This window comes from Streptomyces gottesmaniae (assembly GCF_031845845.1).
GTDB lineage: Bacteria > Actinomycetota > Actinomycetes > Streptomycetales > Streptomycetaceae > Streptomyces > Streptomyces akebiae.
This window is the reverse complement of record NZ_JAVRFJ010000046.1, coordinates 1-21936: the sequence shown is the minus strand read 5'-3', so window position 1 is coordinate 21936 and position 21936 is coordinate 1. Positions and strand designations below refer to the sequence as shown.

Genomic DNA, 21936 nt, shown 5'->3' with positions numbered 1-21936 from the left:
GTCCGAAAAAAGGTCAACCGGAAGCAGACGGTCACCGTCGGCGCGTCGCCGTCCTCGGGGTTCACCCCTCACCCCCGTCCCAGCGCCCCCGTCAGTTGGATCTCGATCACCACGCGCTGCGGGTTCGGCCGGGGGTCCCTGCCGTACCGCTCGGCGTACCGGCGCTCGGCGTCCGTGATCCGCTCCCGGTCCGTACGGACGAACGCGCGCCCCTCCAGCGTGGCCCAGCGCTTGCCCTCCATCTGGCAGACGGCGACCCGGGCGCCCTCCTCCCCGGCCAGGCGCACATGCCGTGCCTTCGCGCTCGTCGAACTGGTGATCACCCGAGCGAGACGCGCCCCGGGTTCGTATGTCACTCCGACGGGCACCACATGGGGGCTGCCGTCGGCGCGGAGGGTGGTCAGGGTGCACACGTGGCGCTCCTGCCAGAAGGCCAGATAGGCGGCGTCCGGGGCGCCCGGGTCCACTCGGTAGGTACTCACGGTCGTGGAATCTAGCGGTGGATCCGACTCCGGGCCCGGACCGCCCCCCGGCCCGGCTCCGGACCGCCGCCGGCTCCCTCGATCCAATCGCCGGGATGCCTCCCGACTCCACCTTGAGTGGAATAGACTCAACTTTATGCACGTTGCCCAAGTCACTGTGGCCGACGGCTGACGCAAGGAGGGAAGCGCGAACGTGGATGCCGAGCTGACCAACAGGAGCCGGGACGCGATCAACGCGGCCAGCAACCGGGCCGTGTCCGAGGGACACCCCGACTTCACCCCCGCCCACCTGCTGCTGGCTCTGCTCCAGGGCCAGGACAACGAGAACATCACCGACCTGCTCGCCGCCGTCGACGCCGATCAGGCGGCCGTGCGCGCGGGCGCCGAGAAGGTCCTGGCCGGTCTGCCCAGCGTGACCGGCTCCACCGTCTCGCCGCCCCAGCCCAACCGCGAGCTGCTGAGCGTCGTCGCCGAGGCCCAGGCCAAGGCGAAGGAGCTCGGTGACGAGTACGTCTCCACCGAGCACCTCCTGATCGGGATCGCGGAGAAGGGCGGCCAGGCCGCGGACGTACTCTCCCGGCAGGGGGCGAACGCCAGGAAGTTGCAGGAGGCGTTCCAGAAGGCAAGGGGAGGACGCCGCGTGACCACCGCCGATCCGGAGGGCCAGTACAAGGCCCTGGAGAAATTCGGGACCGACTTCACCGCCGCCGCGCGGGAGGGCAAGCTCGATCCCGTCATCGGCCGGGACCAGGAGATCCGGCGGGTCGTGCAGGTGCTCAGCCGCCGTACGAAGAACAACCCGGTCCTCATCGGTGAGCCGGGCGTCGGCAAGACCGCCGTCGTCGAGGGGCTCGCCCAGCGGATCATCAAGGGCGATGTGCCCGAGTCGCTGAAGAACAAGCGGCTGGTCGCGCTCGACCTGGGCGCCATGGTCGCCGGGGCGAAGTACCGAGGCGAGTTCGAGGAGCGGCTGAAGACCGTGCTCGCGGAGATCAAGGACTCCGACGGGCAGATCATCACCTTCATCGACGAACTGCACACCGTCGTCGGCGCGGGCGCCGGTGGCGACTCCGCGATGGACGCCGGCAACATGCTGAAGCCGATGCTGGCCCGCGGCGAGCTGCGCATGGTCGGCGCCACCACCCTCGACGAGTACCGCGAGCGCATCGAGAAGGACCCGGCGCTGGAGCGTCGCTTCCAGCAGGTGCTGGTCGCCGAGCCGACCGTCGAGGACACCATCGCCATCCTGCGCGGACTCAAGGGCCGCTACGAGGCCCACCACAAGGTCGTCATCGCGGACGCGGCGCTGGTCGCCGCCGCCACCCTCTCCGACCGGTACATCACCTCCCGCTTCCTCCCCGACAAGGCCATCGACCTCGTCGACGAGTCCGCCTCGCGGCTCCGGATGGAGATCGACTCCTCGCCCGTCGAGATCGACGAGCTGCAGCGGTCCGTGGACCGGCTGCGCATGGAGGAGATGGCCCTCGACAAGGAGACCGACGCCGCCTCCCGCGAGCGCCTGGAGCGCCTGCGCCGCGACCTCGCAGACAAGGAGGAGGAGCTGCGCGGCCTCACCGCCCGCTGGGAGAAGGAGAAGCAGTCCCTCAACGCCGTCGGTGAACTCAAGGAGAAACTGGACGAGTTGCGCGGCCAGGCCGAACGCGCCCAGCGTGACGGCGACTTCGACACCGCCTCCAAGCTCCTCTACGGCGAGATCCCCACGCTGGAGCGGGCGTTGGAGGAGGCCTCCGAGGCCGAGGAGGAGGCCGCCGCGTCCAAGAACACCATGGTCAAGGACGAGGTCGGCGCCGACGACATCGCGGACGTCGTCGCCTCCTGGACCGGCATCCCGGCCGGCCGGCTGCTGGAGGGCGAGACCCAGAAGCTGCTCCGCATGGAGGACGAACTGGGCCGCCGCCTCATCGGCCAGACCGAGGCCGTACGCGCGGTGAGCGACGCCGTACGACGCTCGCGCGCGGGCATCGCCGACCCGGACCGCCCGACCGGATCCTTCGTCTTCCTGGGCCCCACGGGCGTCGGCAAGACGGAGCTGGCGAAGGCCCTCGCCGACTTCCTCTTCGACGACGAGCGGGCCATGATCCGCATCGACATGTCGGAGTACGGCGAGAAGCACAGCGTCGCCCGGCTGGTCGGCGCGCCCCCCGGCTACATCGGCTACGAGGAGGGCGGCCAGCTGACCGAGGCCGTCCGCAGGCGTCCGTACTCCGTGGTCCTGCTCGACGAGGTGGAGAAGGCCCACCCCGAGGTCTTCGACATCCTCCTCCAGGTGCTGGACGACGGCCGGCTCACCGACGGCCAGGGCCGCACGGTCGACTTCCGCAACACGATCCTGATCCTCACCTCGAACCTGGGCAGCCACTACCTGGTCGACCCCGTCACCACCGAGGCGGAGAAGAAGCAGCAGGTCCTGGAGGTGGTCCGGTCCTCCTTCAAGCCGGAGTTCCTCAACCGCCTGGACGACCTGGTCGTCTTCTCCGCCCTGGACAAGGCGGAGCTGCAGCGCATCGCGAAGCTGCAGATCGACCGCCTCGCCAAGCGCCTCGCCGAGCGCCGCCTCACCCTGGAGATCACCCCCGAGGCGCTGGCCTGGCTCGCGGAGGAGGGCAACGATCCGGCCTACGGCGCCCGCCCCCTGCGCCGCCTCGTCCAGACCGCCATCGGCGACCGCCTCGCGAAGGAGATCCTCGCCGGCGAGGTCAAGGACGGCGACACGGTCCGGGTGGACGCGTTCGGGGAGGGAGAGGGCCTGATCGTGGGGCCGGTGACGGGCGCGTCGACCACCGCCGGGGCGGACGGCCCGACCGCCCCGTCGATGGAGAAGAACGCGTGAGCGGGGGTACCCGAAAGGTTCCCGTCCACGCTCGTAGCTGAATCCCTTCCCGGATCCGGCCAAGGGCGACGAACCACGCGGGGCGGGGGTTGCCACTCCCGCCCCCGCATGGGGGAGGATGGCGGAATCCGTACGAAGGGAAAATCACGGTGAGCATCGACCCGTCCTCGATTCCGAACTTCGGGGGCCAGCCCGAGCCGCAGCCCGGCCCGCCGCCCGGCCCCGTCGTCCCGGATCAGGACCTCGTGAAGCAGCTCCTGGACCAGATGGAGCTGAAGTACGTCGTCGACGACGAGGGTGACCTCGCGGCGCCGTGGGAGGAATTCCGTACGTACTTCATGTTCCGTGGCGAGGGTGACCAGCAGGTCTTCTCGGTGCGCACGTTCTACGACCGCCCGCACCAGATCGACGAGAAGTCGGCCCTGCTGGAGACGATCGACGACTGGAACCGCCGCACCCTGTGGCCCAAGGTCTACAGCCACACCCACGACGACGGCACGGTCCGTCTCATCGGTGAGGCCCAGCTCCTGATCGGCACGGGCGTCAGCCTGGAGCACTTCGTCTCGTCGACGGTCAGCTGGGTGCGCGCCGCCATCGAGTTCGACAAGTGGCTCGTCGAGCAGCTCGGCCTGGCCGAGGACGTCGACGAGGCCGAGAAGCCGAAGGACGACGAGGGCGACGAGTAGCCGCCCCGCACACCTCCGCGGCCCCGGTGGCCATCCACCCCCGGGGACGAGGGGAGGCCTGGCCCACGACGGCCGGAACAGCCCCACAGTCCCACAGACGCAGACAGACGTAAGACGTACGAGAGCCCGGCCGGAGCGCCCGCCACCACGGCGGTGCGCCACGGCCGGGCTCTCGCCGTGACCGAGGGGCGCCGCCGATGCGTTCGTGGGCGGGTCGGAGGCCGGGCGCTGTCGCCGTCCCCGAGTCGGCCGGGCCCCGGCCATCGACCGTCTTCCCGGCTCACCGGGCCCTTGTCCACGAGGGTCCGGCGGGCCGCTGACCTCCCCTGAGAACCGGGGGAAAGAACTACCCGCCCACCCTCCCTCCCCGGTCGGGAGGCCCGCGTCACCCGTCCGGGTGACCGGCTTACAGGTGCGGGATGCGGGCGGTTACGTTCGCCGCGACAACCGCAGACAGATACGGCCCCCGGCCGGGACTGGCATCCCGAACGAGGGCCTGACCGATCAGGAAGAAGCAAGCTTCCCGATGGCTGACCGGCAGTCTAACGCGCGCCCGCGCGCCGAGGCCGGAGCACCGACCTCCGGCGTGATCCACGTACGCACCCGCCTCACAGCCGACTTCACCGTGCTCTCCAACGCCCTCGCGCAGCGGCGCGGCAGCGCGGTCACGGTCGGTGTCGGGGCGTACATCTCCTCCCTGCCTGACGGTTCGTCCGTGAGCATCGCCTCCCTCCGCGAGCACTTCGCCGAGGGGGAGATCCTGATCTCGCGAGCGCTCAGGGAACTTCAAGCGGCCGGATACCTGGAACGCCGCCGCGAACGGACGCCCACCGGTCAGGTCCGCACCCGGACGTACTTCTACGACGTACCCGGCGGCGAACCGGGCCCGGACCCCGGGCAGGCCTCCTAGGCCCCCCAAGCCTCGTCGCCCGCGTCAGCGGACCGCCGCTGCCGCGCCCGCGTCGCCCGCGTCCGGGGCCGGGCGGGAGACGCTTGAGCCGCCCCTACGGGCGGAGGAGAAGACGGAGGAGGCAGCCGAGCCGGAGGTGGAAGCGGAGGCCGAGGCCGAGACCGAGGCACCGGTCCCGCTCGCCGACATCGACCCCCGAGCCATCTCCGTACTCGCCGGCCTCCGCCGTGTCGATCCCCGCCTCGTCCTGTCCGAGCGGGAAGCCGCCCGCCTCGCCCCGGCCGTCACCCGGTGGCTCGGGGCAGGCCTGCTGCCCACCCAGATCACCGACCACCTCACCGCACGACTCCCGGGGGACCTCCTCGTCCGCCCGGTCGGCATCCTCGCCTACCGGCTCAGTGAGACTCCGCTGACCACACCGGCGGCCGGAAGCCCCGAGGCCCCAGGCCGCCCGGCGGTCCTGAGACTGAGAATGCGGAACTGCGACGGCCGCGACCGGGGTTTCCGCTCCGCGGGACACAGCCACTGCCGGGACTGCCGGTCCAGGGACGAACTTGCCGCCGCCGTCTGAGACGGCAACGACTCAGCACGCTTGACCACGAGGGACAGTGCGCCCCGCAGAGCTTCGAGCACTCCAGCACGATCAAGTCGATGCAGTACGACACGATCGTGTCGCTCGGACGCCACGCGAAGACCGCCTCCGACGTCTACATCGACTTCCCCGCCGACGAGAACTCCGCCCCCGCTCCGGCGATCCTTCATGAGGACGCCGCCGGGAGGTCAAGCGCTACGGCTTCAAGGACGTCCTGCTGATCTCCGAGGCCGTCTCGACCTGGACGAACCACCGCGTCCCGAACCCGAGTCGGACGCCCGGTGACGTCCGATTCGTAGAGGGCTGGGCGTCTCCTCGCGCCCGCGAGCGCGGGCGAGGAGCCGGCGGAGGTGGCCCGGCGGCGCCACTGACCGGCGTCGACACCGCCGACGTCGAAGAGGGGGCGGCGGCCTCGTGGAGGACGGCCGTAGAAGACCGCCCTCCGCCCTTGCCGCGCCACTCACCTCACTCCGTCCCCCGCGACCGCCGCTTGCCCGAGGCCGTCGAGAACGAGGTCCAGCCCGAATTCGAACTCGTCACCGTAGGCGTATCCGGGGCGCATGACATGGACGGTCGCCATCTCGGTCAGGTACGGGTACTCGCCGTCGTCGAACCCGCTCATGATGGACTCCGCCAGTTCGGCGGTCTCGGCCGGGGTGTCGAAGGGCAGGGTCTTCTCCTGCAGGGCGAACCCGTAGATGTAGCTGTCGAGCACCGAGATGGCGTGGGCGGTCAGGGTGAGGGAGAACCCCGCCTCACGCAGGCATCCGAGAACGGCATCGTGGTGCCGCAGGGTGGCGGGGCCCGGGGCGGACCGCGACTCCATCAGCCCGATGGCCCAGCGGTGGCGGCCCAGCACCTCACGCATGGAGATCGCCCGCCGCCGCATGGCCGGCCGCCAGTCGTCGCCCGGTGAAGGCAGGTCCACCTCGCCGAAGACCAGGTCGACCATGCCGTCGAGCAGGTCCACCTTGTTCGCCACGTGGTTGTACAGGGACATCGCCTCGACACCCACGGCCTCACCGAGCTTGCGCATGCTGAGCGTCTCCAGGCCGCCGGTGTCGGCGAGTTCGACGGCGGCACGCAGCACCCGTGGTCGGCTGAGCGTCTCGCGGGGCGGCTGCGTGGTGTTGCGGCGGGACACGGCGGACGGTCACTCCCTCTTCCTCGACTCCGAGCGTTGACGAGCTTACGCCGTAAGTGCTCTACTTACGGCGTAAGCTCGAACTTACGATGTAAGTGCAGACTTACAGAGTAAGTAAATGATGCTGATCGAACCGGGAGTAGCGACATGGGGAACATGAGCGAGGCGACCGCGCCCGCCGATGCGACCGCGTTGATGACGGCCGTCGTGCAGGAGCGGTACGGCGCCGAGCCGGAAGCCGTGCTCCGGACGGGACAGCTCGCCCGGCCCCGTACCCGGCCGGACCAGGTACTCGTGCGGGTGCGCGCGTCCAGCGTGGACCGGGGCACCTGGCACACCATGGCCGGCCTGCCGTATCCGGTCCGGGCGGTGTTCGGACTGCGCCGGCCGAAGTACCCCAATCCCGGGCGCAACCTCGCCGGTGTCGTCGAGGCGGTCGGCGCCGACGTCACCGGGTTCGCGCCCGGCGACGAGGTGTACGGCACGGCGGTCGGCGCGTTCGCCGAGTACGTCGCCGCCCGCCCCGACAGGCTCGCTCCCAAGCCGGCCGGACTCACCTTCGAGGAGGCGGCGACGGTGCCCGTCAGCGGGCTCACCGCGCTGCAGGCGGTACGCGACGAGGGCCGGGTCCAGGAGGGGCAGCAGGTCCTGATCACGGGGGCCGCCGGAGGCGTGGGCACCTTCGCCGTCCAGCTCGCCCACGCGGGCGGGGCCCAGGTCACGGCCGTCGCGAGCACGCCCAAGCTCGACGCGGTACGGGCCCTGGGCGCCGACCGCGTCATCGACTACACCCGGGAGGACTTCCTCGCCGACGGGCGACGCTACGACGTCATCATCGACATCGCCGGCAACCGCGGCCTCGGGGAGCTGCGCCGCGCGCTCACCCCCCGCGGCAGGCTGATCATCACCGGCGGCGAGACGGACGGCCCCTGGCTCGGCGGAACCGACCGCCAGCTCCGTGCGCAGATGCTCTCCCCGTTCACGAGACAGCACCTCGGCACCTTCATCTCCTCCGAGCACGCCGAAGGGCTGCGCGACCTGACCGCGTTCATCGACGCGGGCACGCTCAAGCCCGTCGTGGACCACGTCTACCCGCTCAGCGAGACCGCCGCGGCCGTGCGGCACCTCCTCGACGGCCGCGTCGTCGGCAAGCTCGCGCTGGCCGTGCCCGGCCGGTGAACCGAGTGGCCCGGGCGCGGCGAAGCGACTGAGTGGGTCGCCCGGCGGCCCCGAGGGCGGCGTGAGGCGCGGACGCCGGATCAGCGCGTCGGTGCGGTGCCCGGCGCGGTCAGCGACTTGAGTCGGGCGGCTGCGTCCGCCAGCACCTCAGTACGCTTGCAGAACGCGAATCGCACGAAGGGTGCGCCGTGCTCGCGGTGGTCGTAGAAGACCGCGTTGGGGATGGCGACCACCCCGCAACGCTCCGGCAGGGAGCGGCAGAAGGCGAAGCCGTCGCTCTCGCCCAGAGGGCGGATGTCGGTGGTGATGAAGTACGTGCCGGCCGGGCGGAAGACCTTGAAGCCCGCCTGCTCCAGACCGCCCGCCAGCAGCTCGCGCTTGGCCCGCATGTCGGCGCGGAACTCCTCGAAGTACGAGTCCGGCAGGCTCAGGGCCTCGGCGACCGCGTACTGGAACGGCCCCGACGCCACGTAGGTGAGGTACTGCTTCGCCGAGCGGACCGCCGCCACCAGCGCGGGCGCGGCCGTCACCCAGCCCACCTTCCACCCGGTGAACGAGAACGTCTTGCCCGCCGACCCGATGGTGACCGTCCGCTCCCGCATCCCCGGGAACGACGCCAGCGGCAGATGCTCGGCGTCGTCGAAGACCAGGTGCTCGTAGACCTCGTCCGTCACGACCAGCAGGTCCCGCTCCACCGCCAGCTCGGCGATCGCCGTCAGCTCCTGGCGGGTGAGGACCGTCCCGGTCGGGTTGTGGGGCGTGTTGATCAGCAGCAGTCGCGTCCGGTCGGTGACGGCGTCCCGCAGCTCGTCGAGGTCCAGCCGGAACCGCCGGTCCCCGCCCCCCTCGCCCGACCCCTCCGACGGCCGCAGCGTCACCGGTACGCGCGTCCCGCCCGCCATCGCGATGCAGGCCGCGTACGAGTCGTAGTACGGCTCCAGGGCCACCACCTCGTCGCCCGGCTCCAGCAGTCCGAGCAGCGCGGCCGCGATGGCCTCCGTGGCACCGGCGGTGACCAGCACCTCGGTGTCGGGGTCGAACGTCAGCCCGTACCGTCGCCGCTGGTGGTCGACGACCGCGGCGCGCAGCTCGGGCACGCCGGGGCCCGGCGGGTACTGGTTGCCACGGCCGTCCCGCAGCGCCCGTACGGCCGCCTCGCGGATCTCCTCGGGGCCGTCCGTGTCCGGGAAGCCCTGCCCGAGGTTGATCGACCCGGTCCGCAGGGCGAGCGCCGACATCTCGGCGAAGATCGTCGTCCCGAACTCGGCGAGCCTCCGGTTGAGCGGCGGACGAGGGCTGCGGGCGGGGCTTGCGCTGGAGGTCATGGCCGTCATCCTGCGCCCAAGCTCTGGACTTCCTCAACTCGGCTTTGACCGGTGACACGCCAGGGCATCCCCACGTCACGCACGGCCCACGGGGGGTCTGCACGGGGGAACGAAAGGCAGGTGCCGCGATGGAGATCTTCTTCTTCCTCTTCGTGGGCGCGGTCGTCGTGATCGGTCTTGTCTCGGGGGGCCGGGGCTCGCGGCCGGGCCGTCGCCGCTCGCACAACTGGTGGGAGGACAGCGGCTCGTCCCACGCGGGCGGGGGGTGGTGGTCCTGCGGGGGCGGTTCGTCCTGTGGCGGCGGTTCCTCCTGTGGCGGTGGTGGCGGTGGAGGGGACTGAGCGTCGGTCCTGTTCGGCGGCAGCCGGCCGCGCGGGCAACCGGTGCGGGAGACAAGCTCTGGACTTGCTCAATTCGGCTTTGAGCGGTCGTCGGCGGGGGCATCCCCGCCACACGCAAGTGAGCGAGGCACCCACGGGGGGTCGCTTCGGGGGACACAGGCAAGGAAGAGGGGAGGGTGGGCCATGGCGGAAGCCGGTTTCATCCTGGTGCTCAGCGCCATCGGTGTGGCCATCGTCGTCGGAGTCGTCAGGAGTTCCAGGCGGCGCGGCCGGCGCGGCAGCTGGTGGGCGGGCGGGGGCTCGTCCGGGGGATCGTCGTCCAGCGGATCCTCGTGCGGCAGCAGTGGCTCGTCGTGCGGAGGCGGGTCCTCCTGCGGCGGAGGCGGCGGCTGCGGCGGCGGCAGTTGACCACGCGCTTCGAGCGGTCGTGGTCGGGGTCGGGGGCGTGGTCGTCGGCGGGGGCATCCCCGCGACACAGAAGTGAGCGAGGCACCCATGGGGGGTCGCTTCGGGGGACTCAGGAACAGAGGGGAGGGGTGACGCCATGAACGCGATCGCGGTGATCGGCATCATCCTGGTGATGGTCTGTGTGGTGACGGTGATCGTCGTGGCCGTCAATCGCGGCAGGGCGAACGCGGCACGTACGGCGGCGCGACGCCGTCGGTCGTCCGGCCGGGGCGGCAGCGCGTACCGCGGCGGCCGGGGCGGCGGCGGTTCCCACAACAGCGGCTCCGACAGCAGCTGGTGGGTGTTGGGGGCGGCGGCCGTCGGCGACTCGGGGTCGTCCCACTCCTCGTCGAACGACGACCGCGGTTCGTCGTCCGGCGGTGGTGGCTCGTCCTGCGGCAGTAGCAGTGGGTCCTCGTGCGGCAGCAGTAGTGGCTCGTCCTGCGGTGGCGGGTCCTCCTGCGGTGGCGGCGGCGGGGGCGGATGCGGTGGAGGCAGCTGACACGGGGCAGCCGAGCTCCACGACACGAGCGCCCGCCGGGACGAACTTCCCGGCGGGCGCTCGTGTGTGTAGTTCCGCCAGAACGGGGCAGGCGCACCGATGTGGTGCCATTTCACGCCTGAGTACGCCGGGTGGGCCCGGTTGTCCGGCAGGCGCTCCCCTAAGTTCGCGCGCCCGGCTCGACGGGCGCGCGGGGAGCACGTCGGTCGACGGGGCGCACGCCTGGTTGAACAGTTGAGCTGGGCAGCCCTCGGGGGGATGGAAAGCACGTCAAGTTGGGTAAAAACGCTGTGGTGGCGCCACAGTTCATGATTCCCTATAAATCGCCAACGCAGCCCCCGGACGTCCCTCCCGGCAGGCCTGATCTGGCTGACCGGACCGACCGGGACGTCGTCCTCACCCGACCTGGCTGACCGGACCACATCCCCCGGTGCCGACCGGGGTGCGCCGGACCCACTCCTCTTCTCTTTGCGTCGCTGCGGAGCCGACCCATGCTCACGACCCTGAACACCGCCTACACCGACACGCGCGCGGCAGACCTCGCCTGGGCCCTGGGGCGTGAGCCGCTGCCCGCGCTCGCCACCCTCGATCTCGAACTCACCGGTGCGAAAATGCAGTTGAGGCTGCTCGGCGCGTCCCACCAGGTGCTCCTGGAGGAGGAGCGGGGGAGCCACTGCTCGGAGACGGTCGCGTGCATCCCGGGATCCAGCACACCCCTCCCGCTCGGCGTGGCCAAACGTGTGGGCGACTGGGAGTACGAATTCGCCGCCCGGGTCGAGGTGTTGTCGCCGGGATCCTTCGCCGGACGTGCCCAGGAACTCCTGGCGCTCGTCTCCGACCATCCCCATGGGCTGGCCGGGGTCTTCCCCGGCAGCCCGCACGCGTTCACCGCGATGCTCGCGCAGCGCCATGAGGGGCAGGTGCACTGGCGTACCTGGCACGCGTATCCACAGGACGGGCAACTGGTGGCCACCAGAACGAGGGTGGGGGTGAGAGTGCCGGTGGCGCTGTGAGGGGTGGGTGACCTGGGTTTTCGTTTTTGGTGGGTGCGTGGGTGCGTGGGTGCGTGGGTGCGTGGGTGCGGTCTGGGGTGGGGTGGTTGTGGTGTGTGGGCGGGTGCGGGTCCGGTGGGGGCTGGTCGCGCAGTTCCCCGCGCCCCTGAAAAGCAGGGGCTGCGCCCCTTGCTTTTCACCCCTCGGCCCCGTGGGCCTGAAAGGCAGCGGTTCCCTTCGGGCCTGAAAGACAGCCGTCCCGCGGGCGCCGTGATGTGCCCGTGCCCGCCCGGGCACCCGAACCCCCGAGCTATTGCGCACCCGCCCAAGCTCCGCAGACCACTCGTGTGGGTGACCCAGCGCAGCGTGACCGTGACGGTAGCGTGCCAGGAGTGATCGAGCCGCACGCCCCCGCACCCCCCGGCGCCCCACCCCCCTGGCGCGGCCACGGCGGCCCGGGTGCCCAGGCGTGGCTCCCCGTCCGCCCGGGAATCGGCCGCTTCCTCGTCCTCGCCGGGGTGTTCGTCTGCGCCGCCTGCGGACTCGTGTACGAACTCGAACTGGTCGCCCTCGCCTCGTACTTGATCGGCGACTCCGTCACCCAGGCCTCCGTGGTCCTCTCGGTCATGGTCTTCGCCATGGGGATCGGCTCCCTCGCCGCCAAACGCCTCCGCCCCCGCGCGGCCCTCGGGTTCGGCGCCATCGAGGCCGCCCTCGCCCTCGTCGGCGGTTGCAGCGCCCTCGCGCTGTACGCGGCGTTCGCCTGGACCGGCGACTGGGGCGGCATGTGGGCGAGCGGCTCCCGCTATCTCCTCGTCGCCTTCTCCCTGGCCATCGGCCTGCTCATCGGTGCCGAGGTCCCGCTGCTGATGGAGCTGATCCAGCGCATCCGCCGCCAGGACGCCGGCGGCGCGGTCGCCGACCTGTTCGCGGCCGACTACGTGGGCGCGCTCGTCGGCGGCCTCGCCTTCCCCTTCCTCCTCCTGCCCTGGCTGGGCCAGCTGACCGGCGCCCTGCTCACCGGCACGGTCAACGCCCTCGTCGGCGGCGCCCTCGTCCTCGGCCTGTTCCACCGCGACCTGAGCCGCCGCGCCCGCTGGCTGCTGCTGGTCACCAACCTCGCCGTCCTCGGTCTCCTCGCCACCGCCGCCCTGCACGTCGACGACTTCGAACGCGCCGCCCGGCGCGCCGTGTACGGCAAGGACGTACGGGTCGCGTGGCAGACCGGCCGCCAGGAGGTCGTCCTCACCGGCGGCCGCGACGGCCGCCCGCTCTCCCTCTTCCTCGACGGCCGGCTGCGGATCAGCGGCAGCGACGAACAGCGCTACCACCGGGCCCTCGTCCACCCCGCCCTGGACGCCGGACCGCACGCCCGCGTCCTCGTCCTCGGCGGCGGTGACGGCCTCGCCGCCCGCGAGGTGCTCCGCCACGACGGCGTACGCCAGGTGGACATCGTCGAGATCGACCCGGGCGTGGTGCGCCTGGCCCGCACGGACCCGGCGCTCTCCGCGCTCAACAGCCACGCCTACGACGACGCCCGGGTCCGCGTCCACACGGAGGACTCCTTCGCCTGGCTGCGGGGCGCCCGGCCGGCCGAGCCGTACGACGTCGTGATCTCGGACCTCCCCGACCCCGGGATCACGGCGAGCACCAAGCTGTACTCGCAGGAGTTCTACGGGCTGGCCCGCGAGGTCCTGGCGGCCGACGGGCGCATGGTGGTGCACGCCGGGCCGGTGGCGTCCCGGCAGCGGGTGTTCTGGACGGTCGACGCGACCGTCCGCGCCGCCGGGCTGCGCACCACGCCCTACCGTGTCACCGCCGCCGACCCCGGTTTCGGCACCGGCCCCGACCGTACGGCCCACACCTCCGGTGCCCCCCACGACCGGGGCTTCGTCCTGGCGACCCGCCCCGACGACGGCCCTCGCCCACCCCTGGCCCTCGGCACCGGGACCACCCGGCTCACCGCCGCCGCCGGGGTACGGGACCTGCCACCGTCGACGCTGGTGCACCCGAGGTACGGGGGCTGAGGCGTACGCCGTGCGTGTGTCATGCGTCCGGTGTGTGACGTAGGGGGCGTGGTGGGGCGCATGGGGTCGAGTGGGGCCGCGTGGGCGGAACACGAGCAATAACGCGTATGTACGGGTGCGGTGCGGGGCCTCGTGGGTAGGCTCGACTGCCATGGAGCATGAGGTGTTCGTTCCGGTTCCCGTCGGCCGCCTCCGGGAGGCGCTGTCCGACCCCGAGCGGGTGGCCCGGGCGGTCCCCGGGCTCCAGCAGGACGCGGGCACGCCACCCGTCGCCGGCCGCCTGAAGGTACGGGCCGCGGGCCACACCATCACCTACCGCGGCACCCTGCGCGTGACCCCCCAGGAGGACGGCTCCTACGTCGTGGAGGGGGACGCCGCCGAGGTCCGAGGCTCCGGCACCGTGAAACTCACCCTCACGCTCCGCCTCGTCCCGGCCGCCGAGGGCGCCACGCTGGCCTGTTCCGCCACCGCCACCACCACCGGCCGCATCACCGAACTCCCACCCGACCCGGTGACCTCCGCGGCCACCCGCCTGCTGGAGAAGTTCGCGGAGAACCTGGCGGCCGAGCCCGAGACCACTTCCGAGACCGCTCCCGAGTCGCCCGAGACCGCTCCCGGGCCCGAGCCGAAGCCGACGGCAGCGGACACGTCGACGCCGCCCGAAGGCCCCCGACCCACTGAGGACACCGCAGGCCGGGACGAGCGCGACGAGCCCCGGACGCCCCCGAAGAACGAGCCCCCGGCCCCCGCCGAGGACGAGCCGTCCGCCTCCGACTTCGAGGCCGACGGCCCGCCGTCGGTACCGGACCCCTTCGGCGAGGGCGGCTACGTCGCCGGCGACGAACCGCCGGCCGAGGCCGCGCACGCGCGCCGGACGATGATCGGACGCAGCGCGGAGGAGGTCGACCACGCCCCGCCCCGCGGCCGGTACGCCCCGGTCCCGGCGCCCGAAGCGGTCTCCGCGAGCGCCACCCTCCGCTGGGCGGCCCCGGCGGCGGCCCTGGCCGTGGCCTCGGCCATCATCGTGAGCCGCGCCCTGCGCAAACGCCGCTGACCCGACACCCCCCCCCACGGCTCCGCCCGGACCGGGACGGTAGGGCAACTCACCGGTGGGTTCGACCAGTAGGGTCGAGGGGTGAGTAGTGAAGAGATCACGTTGGCCGCGGGTGACGCGGAGGTCGTGCTGGCGCCGGCGAACGGCGGCCGGGTGGCGGGGCTGCGGGTCGGTGGGGTCGAACTGCTGCGTCAGGGCGAGCGGTTCGGCTGCTTCCCGATGGTGCCGTGGTGCGGCCGCATCCGCGACGGGCGCTTCCTCAGCGGCGGTTCCGTACAGCAGATGCCCCTCAACGCCCCGCCCCACGCCATCCACGGCACGACCCGCGAGGGAGCCTGGCGCGTTGCCCGCCACGACGCCACCGAGGCCGTCCTCACGTACGACCTGGTCGAGCCCTGGCCCTACCCCGGCCGCGTCACCCAGGTGTTCACTCTCGCCCCGGACGCCCTCACCCTCACCATGTCCGTGGAGACGTACGACTCCTCCTTCCCGGCGCAGGTCGGCTGGCACCCCTGGTTCAACCGGGCCCTCGGGGACGGCGGCGAGGACGTGCGGATCGACTTCCACCCCGCCTGGCAGGAGGAGCGCGGCGCGGACCACCTCCCCACCGGCAACCGCGTCGATCCCCGGCCCGGCCCCTGGGACGACTGCTTCGGCATGCCCGACGGCGTCGACGTCACCCTCACCTGGCCGGACCGGCTGGAACTGAAGGTGACCTCGCGGGAGGAGTGGGTCGTGGTCTACGACGAGCAGGCCGAGGCCGTGTGCGTCGAACCGCAGACCGGCCCGCCCAACGGCCTCAACACCCACCCCCGCCTGGTCACCCCCATCGACCCCCTGGAAGCGGCCACGACCTGGACCTGGCGTCGCCTGTAAGCGGACATAAGGGCCCCCTTAAGCTGACTGCCATGACTGACGTGGACGTACGTGGATCTCTGCTGCGGCAGATCAAGGACAAGGCCGTGGTGCACGGCAAGGTGACCCTGTCGTCGGGTCTGGAGGCGGACTACTACGTCGACCTGCGCCGCGTCACCCTCGACGGCGAGGCCGCCCCGCTGGTCGGGCAGGTGCTCCTCGACCTGACCGCCGACCTCGACTTCGACGCGGTCGGCGGCCTCACCATGGGCGCCGACCCGGTCGCCGGCGCGATGCTGCACGCGGCCGCCGCCCGGGGCCGCAGGCTGGACGCGTTCGTCGTGCGCAAGGCGGCCAAGGCGCACGGTATGCAGCGCCGGGTGGAGGGGCCGGACATCAACGGCCGCCGTGTCCTCGTCGTCGAGGACACCTCCACCACCGGCGGCTCCCCGCTCACCGCCGTCGAGGCCGTCCGCGAGGCCGGTGCCGAGGTCGTCGCCGTCGCCACGATCGTCGACCGCGCCACCGGCGCCGCCGAGAAGATCGAAGAGGGCGCCGGGGTGCCGTACCGGTTCGCGTTCTCGAAGGACGAACTGGGTCTCGACTGAGGTCGGCACGCCGGGCGGAACACCAAGGTCAGGGGTTACCGAACAGTTCCGGACACCCTGGCCGGAGCATCGGGTCCCGTCTGGAAGGATGGGGCCGACGATGACGTCGCAACCCTAGGTCAGGGACCGTAAGCACAACGCCACCCGCACATACAAGGAGCGGACCATGCCCATCGCAACCCCCGAGGTCTACAACGAGATGCTCGACCGGGCGAAGGCAGGCAAGTTCGCCTACCCGGCCATCAACGTGACCTCGACCCAGACGCTGCACGCCGCGCTGCGGGGCTTCGCGGAGGCGGAGAGCGACGGCATCGTCCAGATCTCGACCGGCGGAGCCGAGTTCCTGGGCGGTCAGTACAGCAAGGACATGGTGACGGGTTCCGTCGCCCTCGCCGAGTTCGCGCACATCGTGGCCGAGAAGTACCCCGTCACGGTCGCCCTCCACACCGACCACTGCCCGAAGGACAAGCTGGACGGTTACGTACGTCCGCTGCTGGCCGTGTCGGAGGAGCGCGTCAAGGCCGGTCGGAACCCGCTGTTCCAGTCGCACATGTGGGACGGCTCGGCCGAGACCCTCGCCGACAACCTCTCCATCGCCCAGGAACTCCTCGCCCGAGCCGCCGCCGCGAAGATCATCCTGGAGGTCGAGATCACCCCGACCGGTGGCGAGGAGGACGGCGTCTCCCACGAGATCAACGACTCCCTCTACACGACGGTCGACGACGCGATCCGCACCGCCGAGGCGCTCGGCCTGGGCGAGAAGGGCCGCTACCTGCTGGCCGCCTCCTTCGGCAACGTCCACGGCGTCTACAAGCCGGGCAACGTCGTCCTCCGCCCCGACCTCCTCAAGGAGCTGAACGAGGGCGTGGCCGCCCGCTTCGGCAAGGAGTCCCCGTTCGACTTCGTCTTCCACGGCGGCTCGGGCTCGACGGAGGAGGAGATCCGCACCGCGCTGGAGAACGGCGTCGTCAAGATGAACATCGACACCGACACCCAGTACGCCTTCACGCGTCCGGTCGCCGCGCACATGTTCCAGAACTACGACGGCGTCCTGAAGGTCGACGGCGAGGTCGGCAACAAGAAGACGTACGACCCCCGCACCTGGGGCAAGCTCGCGGAGGCGAGCATGGCCGCGCGTGTCGTCGAGGCGACGCAGAACCTGCGCTCGGCGGGCCAGAAGATCAAGTAGTCCCACCGCTCGGTCCACCGCGCGGTCCGACCGCGTGGTCCCCCGCGTACGTCACTGTCGTACGGCGAGCCCGGTGCCATCGTGGCGCCGGGCTCGCCGCGTGTGCGGGGGCGGCTGTATACCTGATCCATGCCCGACATCCGGCTCGGCTCGCCCCAGGGCAAGTGGGTCCTGTTCACCACGATTCTCGGCTCCAGCATGGCGCTGCTGGACTCCACGGTCGTCAACGTCGCCCTGCCCCGGATGGGGGAGGACCTGGACGCGGATCTCGCGGCCCTCCAGTGGACCGTCAACGCGTACATGCTCACCCTCGCCGGTCTGATCCTGCTGGGCGGCGCACTCGGCGACCGCTTCGGCCGCCGCAAGGTGTTCGTCATCGGCGTCGTGTGGTTCGCCGCCGCCTCCCTGCTGTGCGGTCTCGCGCCGAACGTCGGTGTCCTGATCGCGGCCCGCGCGCTGCAGGGCGTGGGCGGGGCGCTGCTCACCCCGGGCTCGCTGGCCATCATCCAGGCCTCGTTCCACCCCGACGACCGCGCGCGGGCCGTCGGCCTGTGGTCCGGCTTCGGCGGCATCGGCGCGGCCGTCGGCCCGTTCCTCGGCGGCTATCTGGTGGACGGCCCCGGCTGGCGCTGGGTCTTCCTGCTGAACGTCCCCCTGGCGCTCCTGTGCGTGCCCGTGGCCACCCGCCACGTCCCCGAGTCGGGCGACGGCCGGACCCACGAGGGCCGCTTCGACGTGCTGGGCGCGTTCCTCGGCGCGTCGTCGCTGGCGTTGGTGACGTACGCCCTGATCGAGGCGGCGGAGGGCTCGGTGGTGGTGACCGTCTCGGCCGTCGCCGGCGTCGCGGCGGGCGTCGCCTTCGTGTACGTCGAACGCGCTCGCCCGGACCCGATGATGCCGCCGGAGATCTTCGCCTCCCGCCAGTTCACGACGGTCAACCTGGTCACCCTGTGCGTGTACGCGGCGTTCGGCGGCTTCTTCTTCCTCGCCGCGCTCCAGCTCCAGGTGGTGTCGGGGTACTCGGCACTGGGCGCGGGCACGGCCCTGCTCCCCATCACGGTCCTGATGCTCCTGCTCTCCTCCCGCGCGGGCGCGCTCGGCGAACGGATCGGCCCCCGCATCCCCCTCACCGTCGGTCCGCTGCTGTGCGCGGCGGGCATGCTGCTGGCCCTGCGGGTGGGGCCGGACGCGTCGTACGTCCGCGACGTCCTGCCCGCGCTGCTCGTGCTCGGCCTCGGCATGGTCACCCTGGTCGCGCCGCTGACCGCGACGGTCCTGGCCTCCGTCGACACCGAGCACGCGGGCCTGGCGAGCGGCATCAACAACGCGGCCGCCCGCGCGGCCGGTCTGGTCGCCGTGGCCGCGTTGCCGCTGATCGCGGGGATGGGACCGGAGGCGTACCGGTCGGCGAGCCAGTTCGACGAGGCGTTCGGCACGGCGATGATCGTCTGCGCCGCGACGCTGGTGGTGGGCGCGGTGCTGTCCTACACCACGATCCGCCGACCGGAACCGGACTGCCGCCACCCCGAGTGCCGGACGCACTGCGGGGTGGTCTCGCCGCCGCTGGAGGCGGGTGAGGTGGGGGCGGCCGGCAGAGTGACGGGCGACCCGGGGGCGGGCGATCCGGAGGCGGGCGGTCTGGAGGGCGGCCGGGAGAAATGAGGAGACGTCGGTCCGAGAGGACACCGCGTCGACGAGGCGGTGTCCTGACGGGGGCGAGAGGGTCGGCCCGTCCGCCGGACCGGCTTCGCGCCCGGTGAACCACTCCCGGGAGGTGCCACGACCCGCACGCTCATGAGCCAGACTGGAACCCATGACGATTCACGAGAACCTCCTCGGGGGCCCGCCCCCGACGCACCTCCCCGACGACCCGGAGCCCCGCGAACTGCTCGCGAACGGCACACCGCCCGCCGACGTCGCCGCGAAGTACCCCACCTCCTCCCTGGCCTGGGCCCGGCTCGCCGACGACGCGTACGAGCGGGGCAGCGTCGTGGAGTCGTACGCCTACGCCCGTACGGGCTACCACCGCGGTCTGGACGCCCTGCGCCGCAACGGCTGGAAGGGCCACGGGCCCGTCCCCTGGGAGCACGAGCCGAACCGCGGCTTCCTGCGCGCCCTGCACGCCCTCGCCCGTGCCGCGGGGGACATCGGCGAGCAGGAGGAGTACCAGCGCTGCTCCCAGTTCCTGAAGGACTCCTCCCCGACGGCGGCGCAGACGCTGGGCTGACCGGAGGGTCGTTCGCGCGGGTCCGCCTGGTGTGACCGGGCGGACCTTGCGGTGCGGGGGTGGTATCGCCGACCATGCCGGTGGGGACCGGGGCCCCCGTGTCGGAATCGGCAGGGGCGGACCGCTACCCGGAGTACACAACAGGAGACAGCGATGTCCCAGCAGGCTCAGCCCCATGAGGCTTCGGAGCCCGAGACCCCGCATCTCGACTTCCAGGGCACGACCCCGTACGAGGACTACGTCCAGGCTGACGTCCTCACCCACCTCCAGCACCCCCTCTCCGACGACCCCGGCGAGATGGTCTTCCTGGTGACGACCCAGGTCATGGAGTTGTGGTTCACCGTCATCGTCCACGAGTGGGAGACCGCGACCACCGCGCTCCGGGGCGACGACGTGGCGCGGGCGAGGGACGCGCTGAAGCGTTCCGTACGCGAACTGGAGGCCCTGAACGCCTCCTGGCGCCCGCTCGCCCAGCTCACCCCCGCCCAGTTCAACTCCTACCGCGCCGCCCTCGGCGAGGGCTCCGGCTTCCAGTCGGCGATGTACCGCCGGATGGAGTTCCTGCTCGGCGAGAAGTCCGCCTCCATGCTCGTCCCGCACCGGGGAGCCCCCCGCGTCCACGCCGAGCTGGAGAAGGCGCTGCACGAGCCGAGCCTCTACGACGAGGTCCTGCGGCTGCTGGCCCGGCGCGGCCACGCGATCCCCGAGTCCGTCGTACGCCGTGACGTCTCCCAGCGCTACGAGCCGTCCCCCGAGGTGGAGGAGGTGTGGACCGCGCTGTACTCCGGCGACCCGGACCACGAACTCGCCCGCCTCGGCGAGGCGTTGACCGATGTCGCCGAGCTCGTCTGGCGCTGGCGCAACGACCACCTCGTCGCCACGCGTCGCGCGATGGGTGCCAAGGCCGGCACGGGCGGCTCCGCCGGTGTGGCCTGGCTGGAGAAGCGCGCCCGCAAGAACGTCTTCCCCGAGCTGTGGACGGCGCGCTCCCATGTCTGAACTCACCGCACTCAGCGCTGAACTGGCCGCCCGGGCAAGTGAGTTGGACGCCGCCGACGAACTGTCCTGCCTGCGCACCCGCTTCGTGCTCGACGACGCGGTGTACCTCGACGGCAACTCGCTCGGCGCGCTGCCGGTGTCGGTCCCCGGCCGGCTCGCGGACGTCGTGTACCGCGAGTGGGGCGAGCTGCGCATCCGTTCCTGGGACGAGAGCGGCTGGTGGACCGCACCGGAACGCATAGGTGACCGCATCGCCCCGCTGGTGGGCGCGGCCCCCGGCCAGATCGTGGTCGGCGACTCCACGAGCGTCAACGTCTTCAAGGCGGTCGTGGCGGCGGTCCGGATGGCGGAGGAGGAGGGTGGGGGCCGACGCGACGAGATCCTGGTCGACGCGACGACGTTCCCCACGGACGGTTACATGGCCGAGTCGGCGGCCCGTATGACCGGCCGCACCCTCCGCCCGGTGACCCCGGCGGAGGTCCCGGCCGCCCTGAGCGACCGTACGGCCGCCGTCCTCCTCAACCACGTCGACTACCGCACGGGCCGCCTGCACGACCTCCCCGGTCTGACGGCGGCGATCCACGAGGCCGGTGCCTACGCCGTCTGGGACCTCTGCCACAGCGCGGGCGCCCTCCCCGTCGGCCTCGACGAGCACGGGGTCGACCTGGCGGTCGGCTGCACCTACAAGTACCTCAACGGTGGCCCCGGCTCCCCGGCCTACCTCTACGTCCGCCGAGACCTCCAGCCCCGCTTCGACTCACCCCTCCCCGGCTGGACCTCCCACACCGCCCCCTTCGCGATGCACCCGAGCTACGAGCCCGCACCGGGCGCGGTGCGGGGCCGGGTCGGTACGCCCGACATCCTGTCGATGCTGGCCCTGGAGACGGCACTCGACGTCTGGTACGGCTGGAGCGGCGGGGGCGACGCGGGCGGCGCGGCGCACGAGGCCGGGGCGATGATCGAGTCGGTCCGCGCGAAGTCCCTCGCCCTGACCGACTTCTTCCTGCGCTGCGTGGCGGCGTACGTCCCCAAGGGGCGTGTCGAGTCCCTCACGCCGACCGCCCACGCGGAGCGCGGCAGCCAGGTCGCCCTGCGCTGCGACGACGCGGGCGACATCATGAAGCGCCTCATCGCCCAGGGCGTCATAGGCGACTTCCGCCACCCCGACGTCCTCCGCTTCGGCTTCACCCCGCTCTACGTCACCTTCGCCGACACCGAACGGGCGGCTCGGGTGCTGGCGGAGACGTTGGAGGGGGCGGGGTAGGCGGCGGGGGAGGGGCTGGGGCGCGGCGGCTGCGGTTGCGGGGGACCTTCGCTGGGGCGCCGCGCGGCCGGGGCGGCACGGGTGGGCGCAGGCGGCACCCGGCGAGCGCCGGTGAGCGGAACCCGCCCCCGCCCAGCCCCTGCCCCCCGGGGTCGACCCCCACCCTGACCCCCCGTCACATCCCCGTGTCCGCGCACGTCACCGGCCTGATACCGTCCCCGCCAACGGCAGGCGCCCTTTCCCCGGCAGGCCCCCCCCCAAA

The 21936-nt window shown here is 72.1% G+C and carries 18 protein-coding genes and 1 pseudogene; 16 read left to right on the top strand and 3 right to left on the bottom strand.

The window, feature by feature from the left end; translation table 11 throughout:
• Window positions 1–68: 68 nt before the first annotated feature.
• Window positions 69–482 (bottom strand): pyridoxamine 5'-phosphate oxidase family protein, encoded by a 414-nt coding sequence (locus RM704_RS37505; RefSeq protein WP_033524522.1) that lies wholly within the window; start codon window positions 480–482, stop codon window positions 69–71.
• 193 nt (window positions 483–675) lie between these two features.
• Here RM704_RS37505 and clpB point away from each other — a divergent pair, with 193 nt between their 5' ends.
• The 4 genes and pseudogenes from clpB to RM704_RS37485 all read left to right on the top strand — a co-directional run bounded on the left by clpB (window position 676) and on the right by RM704_RS37485 (window position 5742).
• Entirely contained in the window at window positions 676–3333 is a 2658-nt protein-coding gene (gene clpB, locus RM704_RS37500; RefSeq protein WP_052145754.1) for an ATP-dependent chaperone ClpB, read from the top strand.
• 149 nt (window positions 3334–3482) lie between these two features.
• Complete coding sequence (locus RM704_RS37495) at window positions 3483–4019, top strand: YbjN domain-containing protein (RefSeq protein ID WP_033524523.1); 537 nt, start codon at window positions 3483–3485, stop codon at window positions 4017–4019.
• Between the two features lie 526 nt (window positions 4020–4545).
• Window positions 4546–5500 (top strand): annotated as a pseudogene (locus RM704_RS37490) (hypothetical protein).
• Window positions 5501–5580: 80 nt separating this feature from the next.
• Complete coding sequence (locus RM704_RS37485; protein ID WP_311592356.1) at window positions 5581–5742, top strand: hypothetical protein; 162 nt, start codon at window positions 5581–5583, stop codon at window positions 5740–5742.
• 239 nt (window positions 5743–5981) lie between these two features.
• On the opposite strand, the gene RM704_RS37480 is transcribed toward RM704_RS37485, so the two are convergent.
• On the bottom strand, window positions 5982–6665 hold the full coding sequence (locus RM704_RS37480) for a TetR/AcrR family transcriptional regulator (protein WP_033524524.1): 684 nt from the start codon (window positions 6663–6665) through the stop codon (window positions 5982–5984).
• A gap of 147 nt (window positions 6666–6812) precedes the next feature.
• On the opposite strand from RM704_RS37480, the gene RM704_RS37475 reads away from it, so the two are divergent.
• Window positions 6813–7844, top strand: a complete 1032-nt coding sequence (locus tag RM704_RS37475) for an NAD(P)-dependent alcohol dehydrogenase (RefSeq protein ID WP_311592353.1) — start codon at window positions 6813–6815, stop codon at window positions 7842–7844.
• A gap of 80 nt (window positions 7845–7924) precedes the next feature.
• Here RM704_RS37475 and RM704_RS37470 read toward each other — a convergent pair whose 3' ends face one another.
• Window positions 7925–9178 (bottom strand): pyridoxal phosphate-dependent aminotransferase, encoded by a 1254-nt coding sequence (locus RM704_RS37470; protein ID WP_033524525.1) that lies wholly within the window; start codon window positions 9176–9178, stop codon window positions 7925–7927.
• A gap of 876 nt (window positions 9179–10054) precedes the next feature.
• Between RM704_RS37470 and RM704_RS37465 the strand changes: the two genes are divergently transcribed.
• The 11 genes from RM704_RS37465 (at window position 10055) to RM704_RS37415 (ending at window position 21674) form a co-directional block, all read left to right on the top strand.
• A complete protein-coding gene (locus RM704_RS37465; RefSeq protein ID WP_033524526.1) occupies window positions 10055–10459 on the top strand; it encodes a hypothetical protein in 405 nt (134 codons plus the stop codon).
• Window positions 10460–10950: 491 nt separating this feature from the next.
• Entirely contained in the window at window positions 10951–11472 is a 522-nt protein-coding gene (locus RM704_RS37460; RefSeq protein WP_033524527.1) for a DUF2617 family protein, read from the top strand.
• 371 nt (window positions 11473–11843) lie between these two features.
• The gene (locus RM704_RS37455) at window positions 11844–13478 is read left to right on the top strand and encodes a polyamine aminopropyltransferase (RefSeq protein ID WP_033524528.1); all 1635 of its coding nucleotides are present in this window, start codon (window positions 11844–11846) and stop codon (window positions 13476–13478) included.
• Between the two features lie 151 nt (window positions 13479–13629).
• Complete coding sequence (locus RM704_RS37450) at window positions 13630–14532, top strand: SRPBCC family protein (RefSeq protein ID WP_107072181.1); 903 nt, start codon at window positions 13630–13632, stop codon at window positions 14530–14532.
• An 81-nt stretch (window positions 14533–14613) separates the two neighbouring features.
• On the top strand, window positions 14614–15408 hold the full coding sequence (locus RM704_RS37445; RefSeq protein WP_033524530.1) for an aldose epimerase family protein: 795 nt from the start codon (window positions 14614–14616) through the stop codon (window positions 15406–15408).
• 32 nt (window positions 15409–15440) lie between these two features.
• Complete coding sequence (gene pyrE, locus RM704_RS37440) at window positions 15441–15995, top strand: orotate phosphoribosyltransferase (protein ID WP_033524531.1); 555 nt, start codon at window positions 15441–15443, stop codon at window positions 15993–15995.
• A gap of 166 nt (window positions 15996–16161) precedes the next feature.
• On the top strand, window positions 16162–17184 hold the full coding sequence (gene fbaA / locus RM704_RS37435; RefSeq protein WP_033524532.1) for a class II fructose-bisphosphate aldolase: 1023 nt from the start codon (window positions 16162–16164) through the stop codon (window positions 17182–17184).
• Between the two features lie 129 nt (window positions 17185–17313).
• On the top strand, window positions 17314–18846 hold the full coding sequence (locus tag RM704_RS37430) for an MFS transporter (RefSeq protein WP_052145755.1): 1533 nt from the start codon (window positions 17314–17316) through the stop codon (window positions 18844–18846).
• Window positions 18847–18997: 151 nt separating this feature from the next.
• Window positions 18998–19411: a DUF3151 domain-containing protein gene (locus RM704_RS37425; RefSeq protein WP_033524533.1), complete on the top strand. Its 414-nt coding sequence runs from the start codon at window positions 18998–19000 to the stop codon at window positions 19409–19411.
• Between the two features lie 153 nt (window positions 19412–19564).
• A complete protein-coding gene (locus tag RM704_RS37420; protein WP_033524534.1) occupies window positions 19565–20410 on the top strand; it encodes a tryptophan 2,3-dioxygenase family protein in 846 nt (281 codons plus the stop codon).
• Window positions 20403–21674: a kynureninase gene (locus RM704_RS37415; RefSeq protein WP_033524535.1), complete on the top strand. Its 1272-nt coding sequence runs from the start codon at window positions 20403–20405 to the stop codon at window positions 21672–21674. The genes RM704_RS37420 and RM704_RS37415 overlap by 8 nt, the downstream gene beginning before the upstream one ends.
• The last annotated feature ends 262 nt before the right edge of the window (window positions 21675–21936 follow it).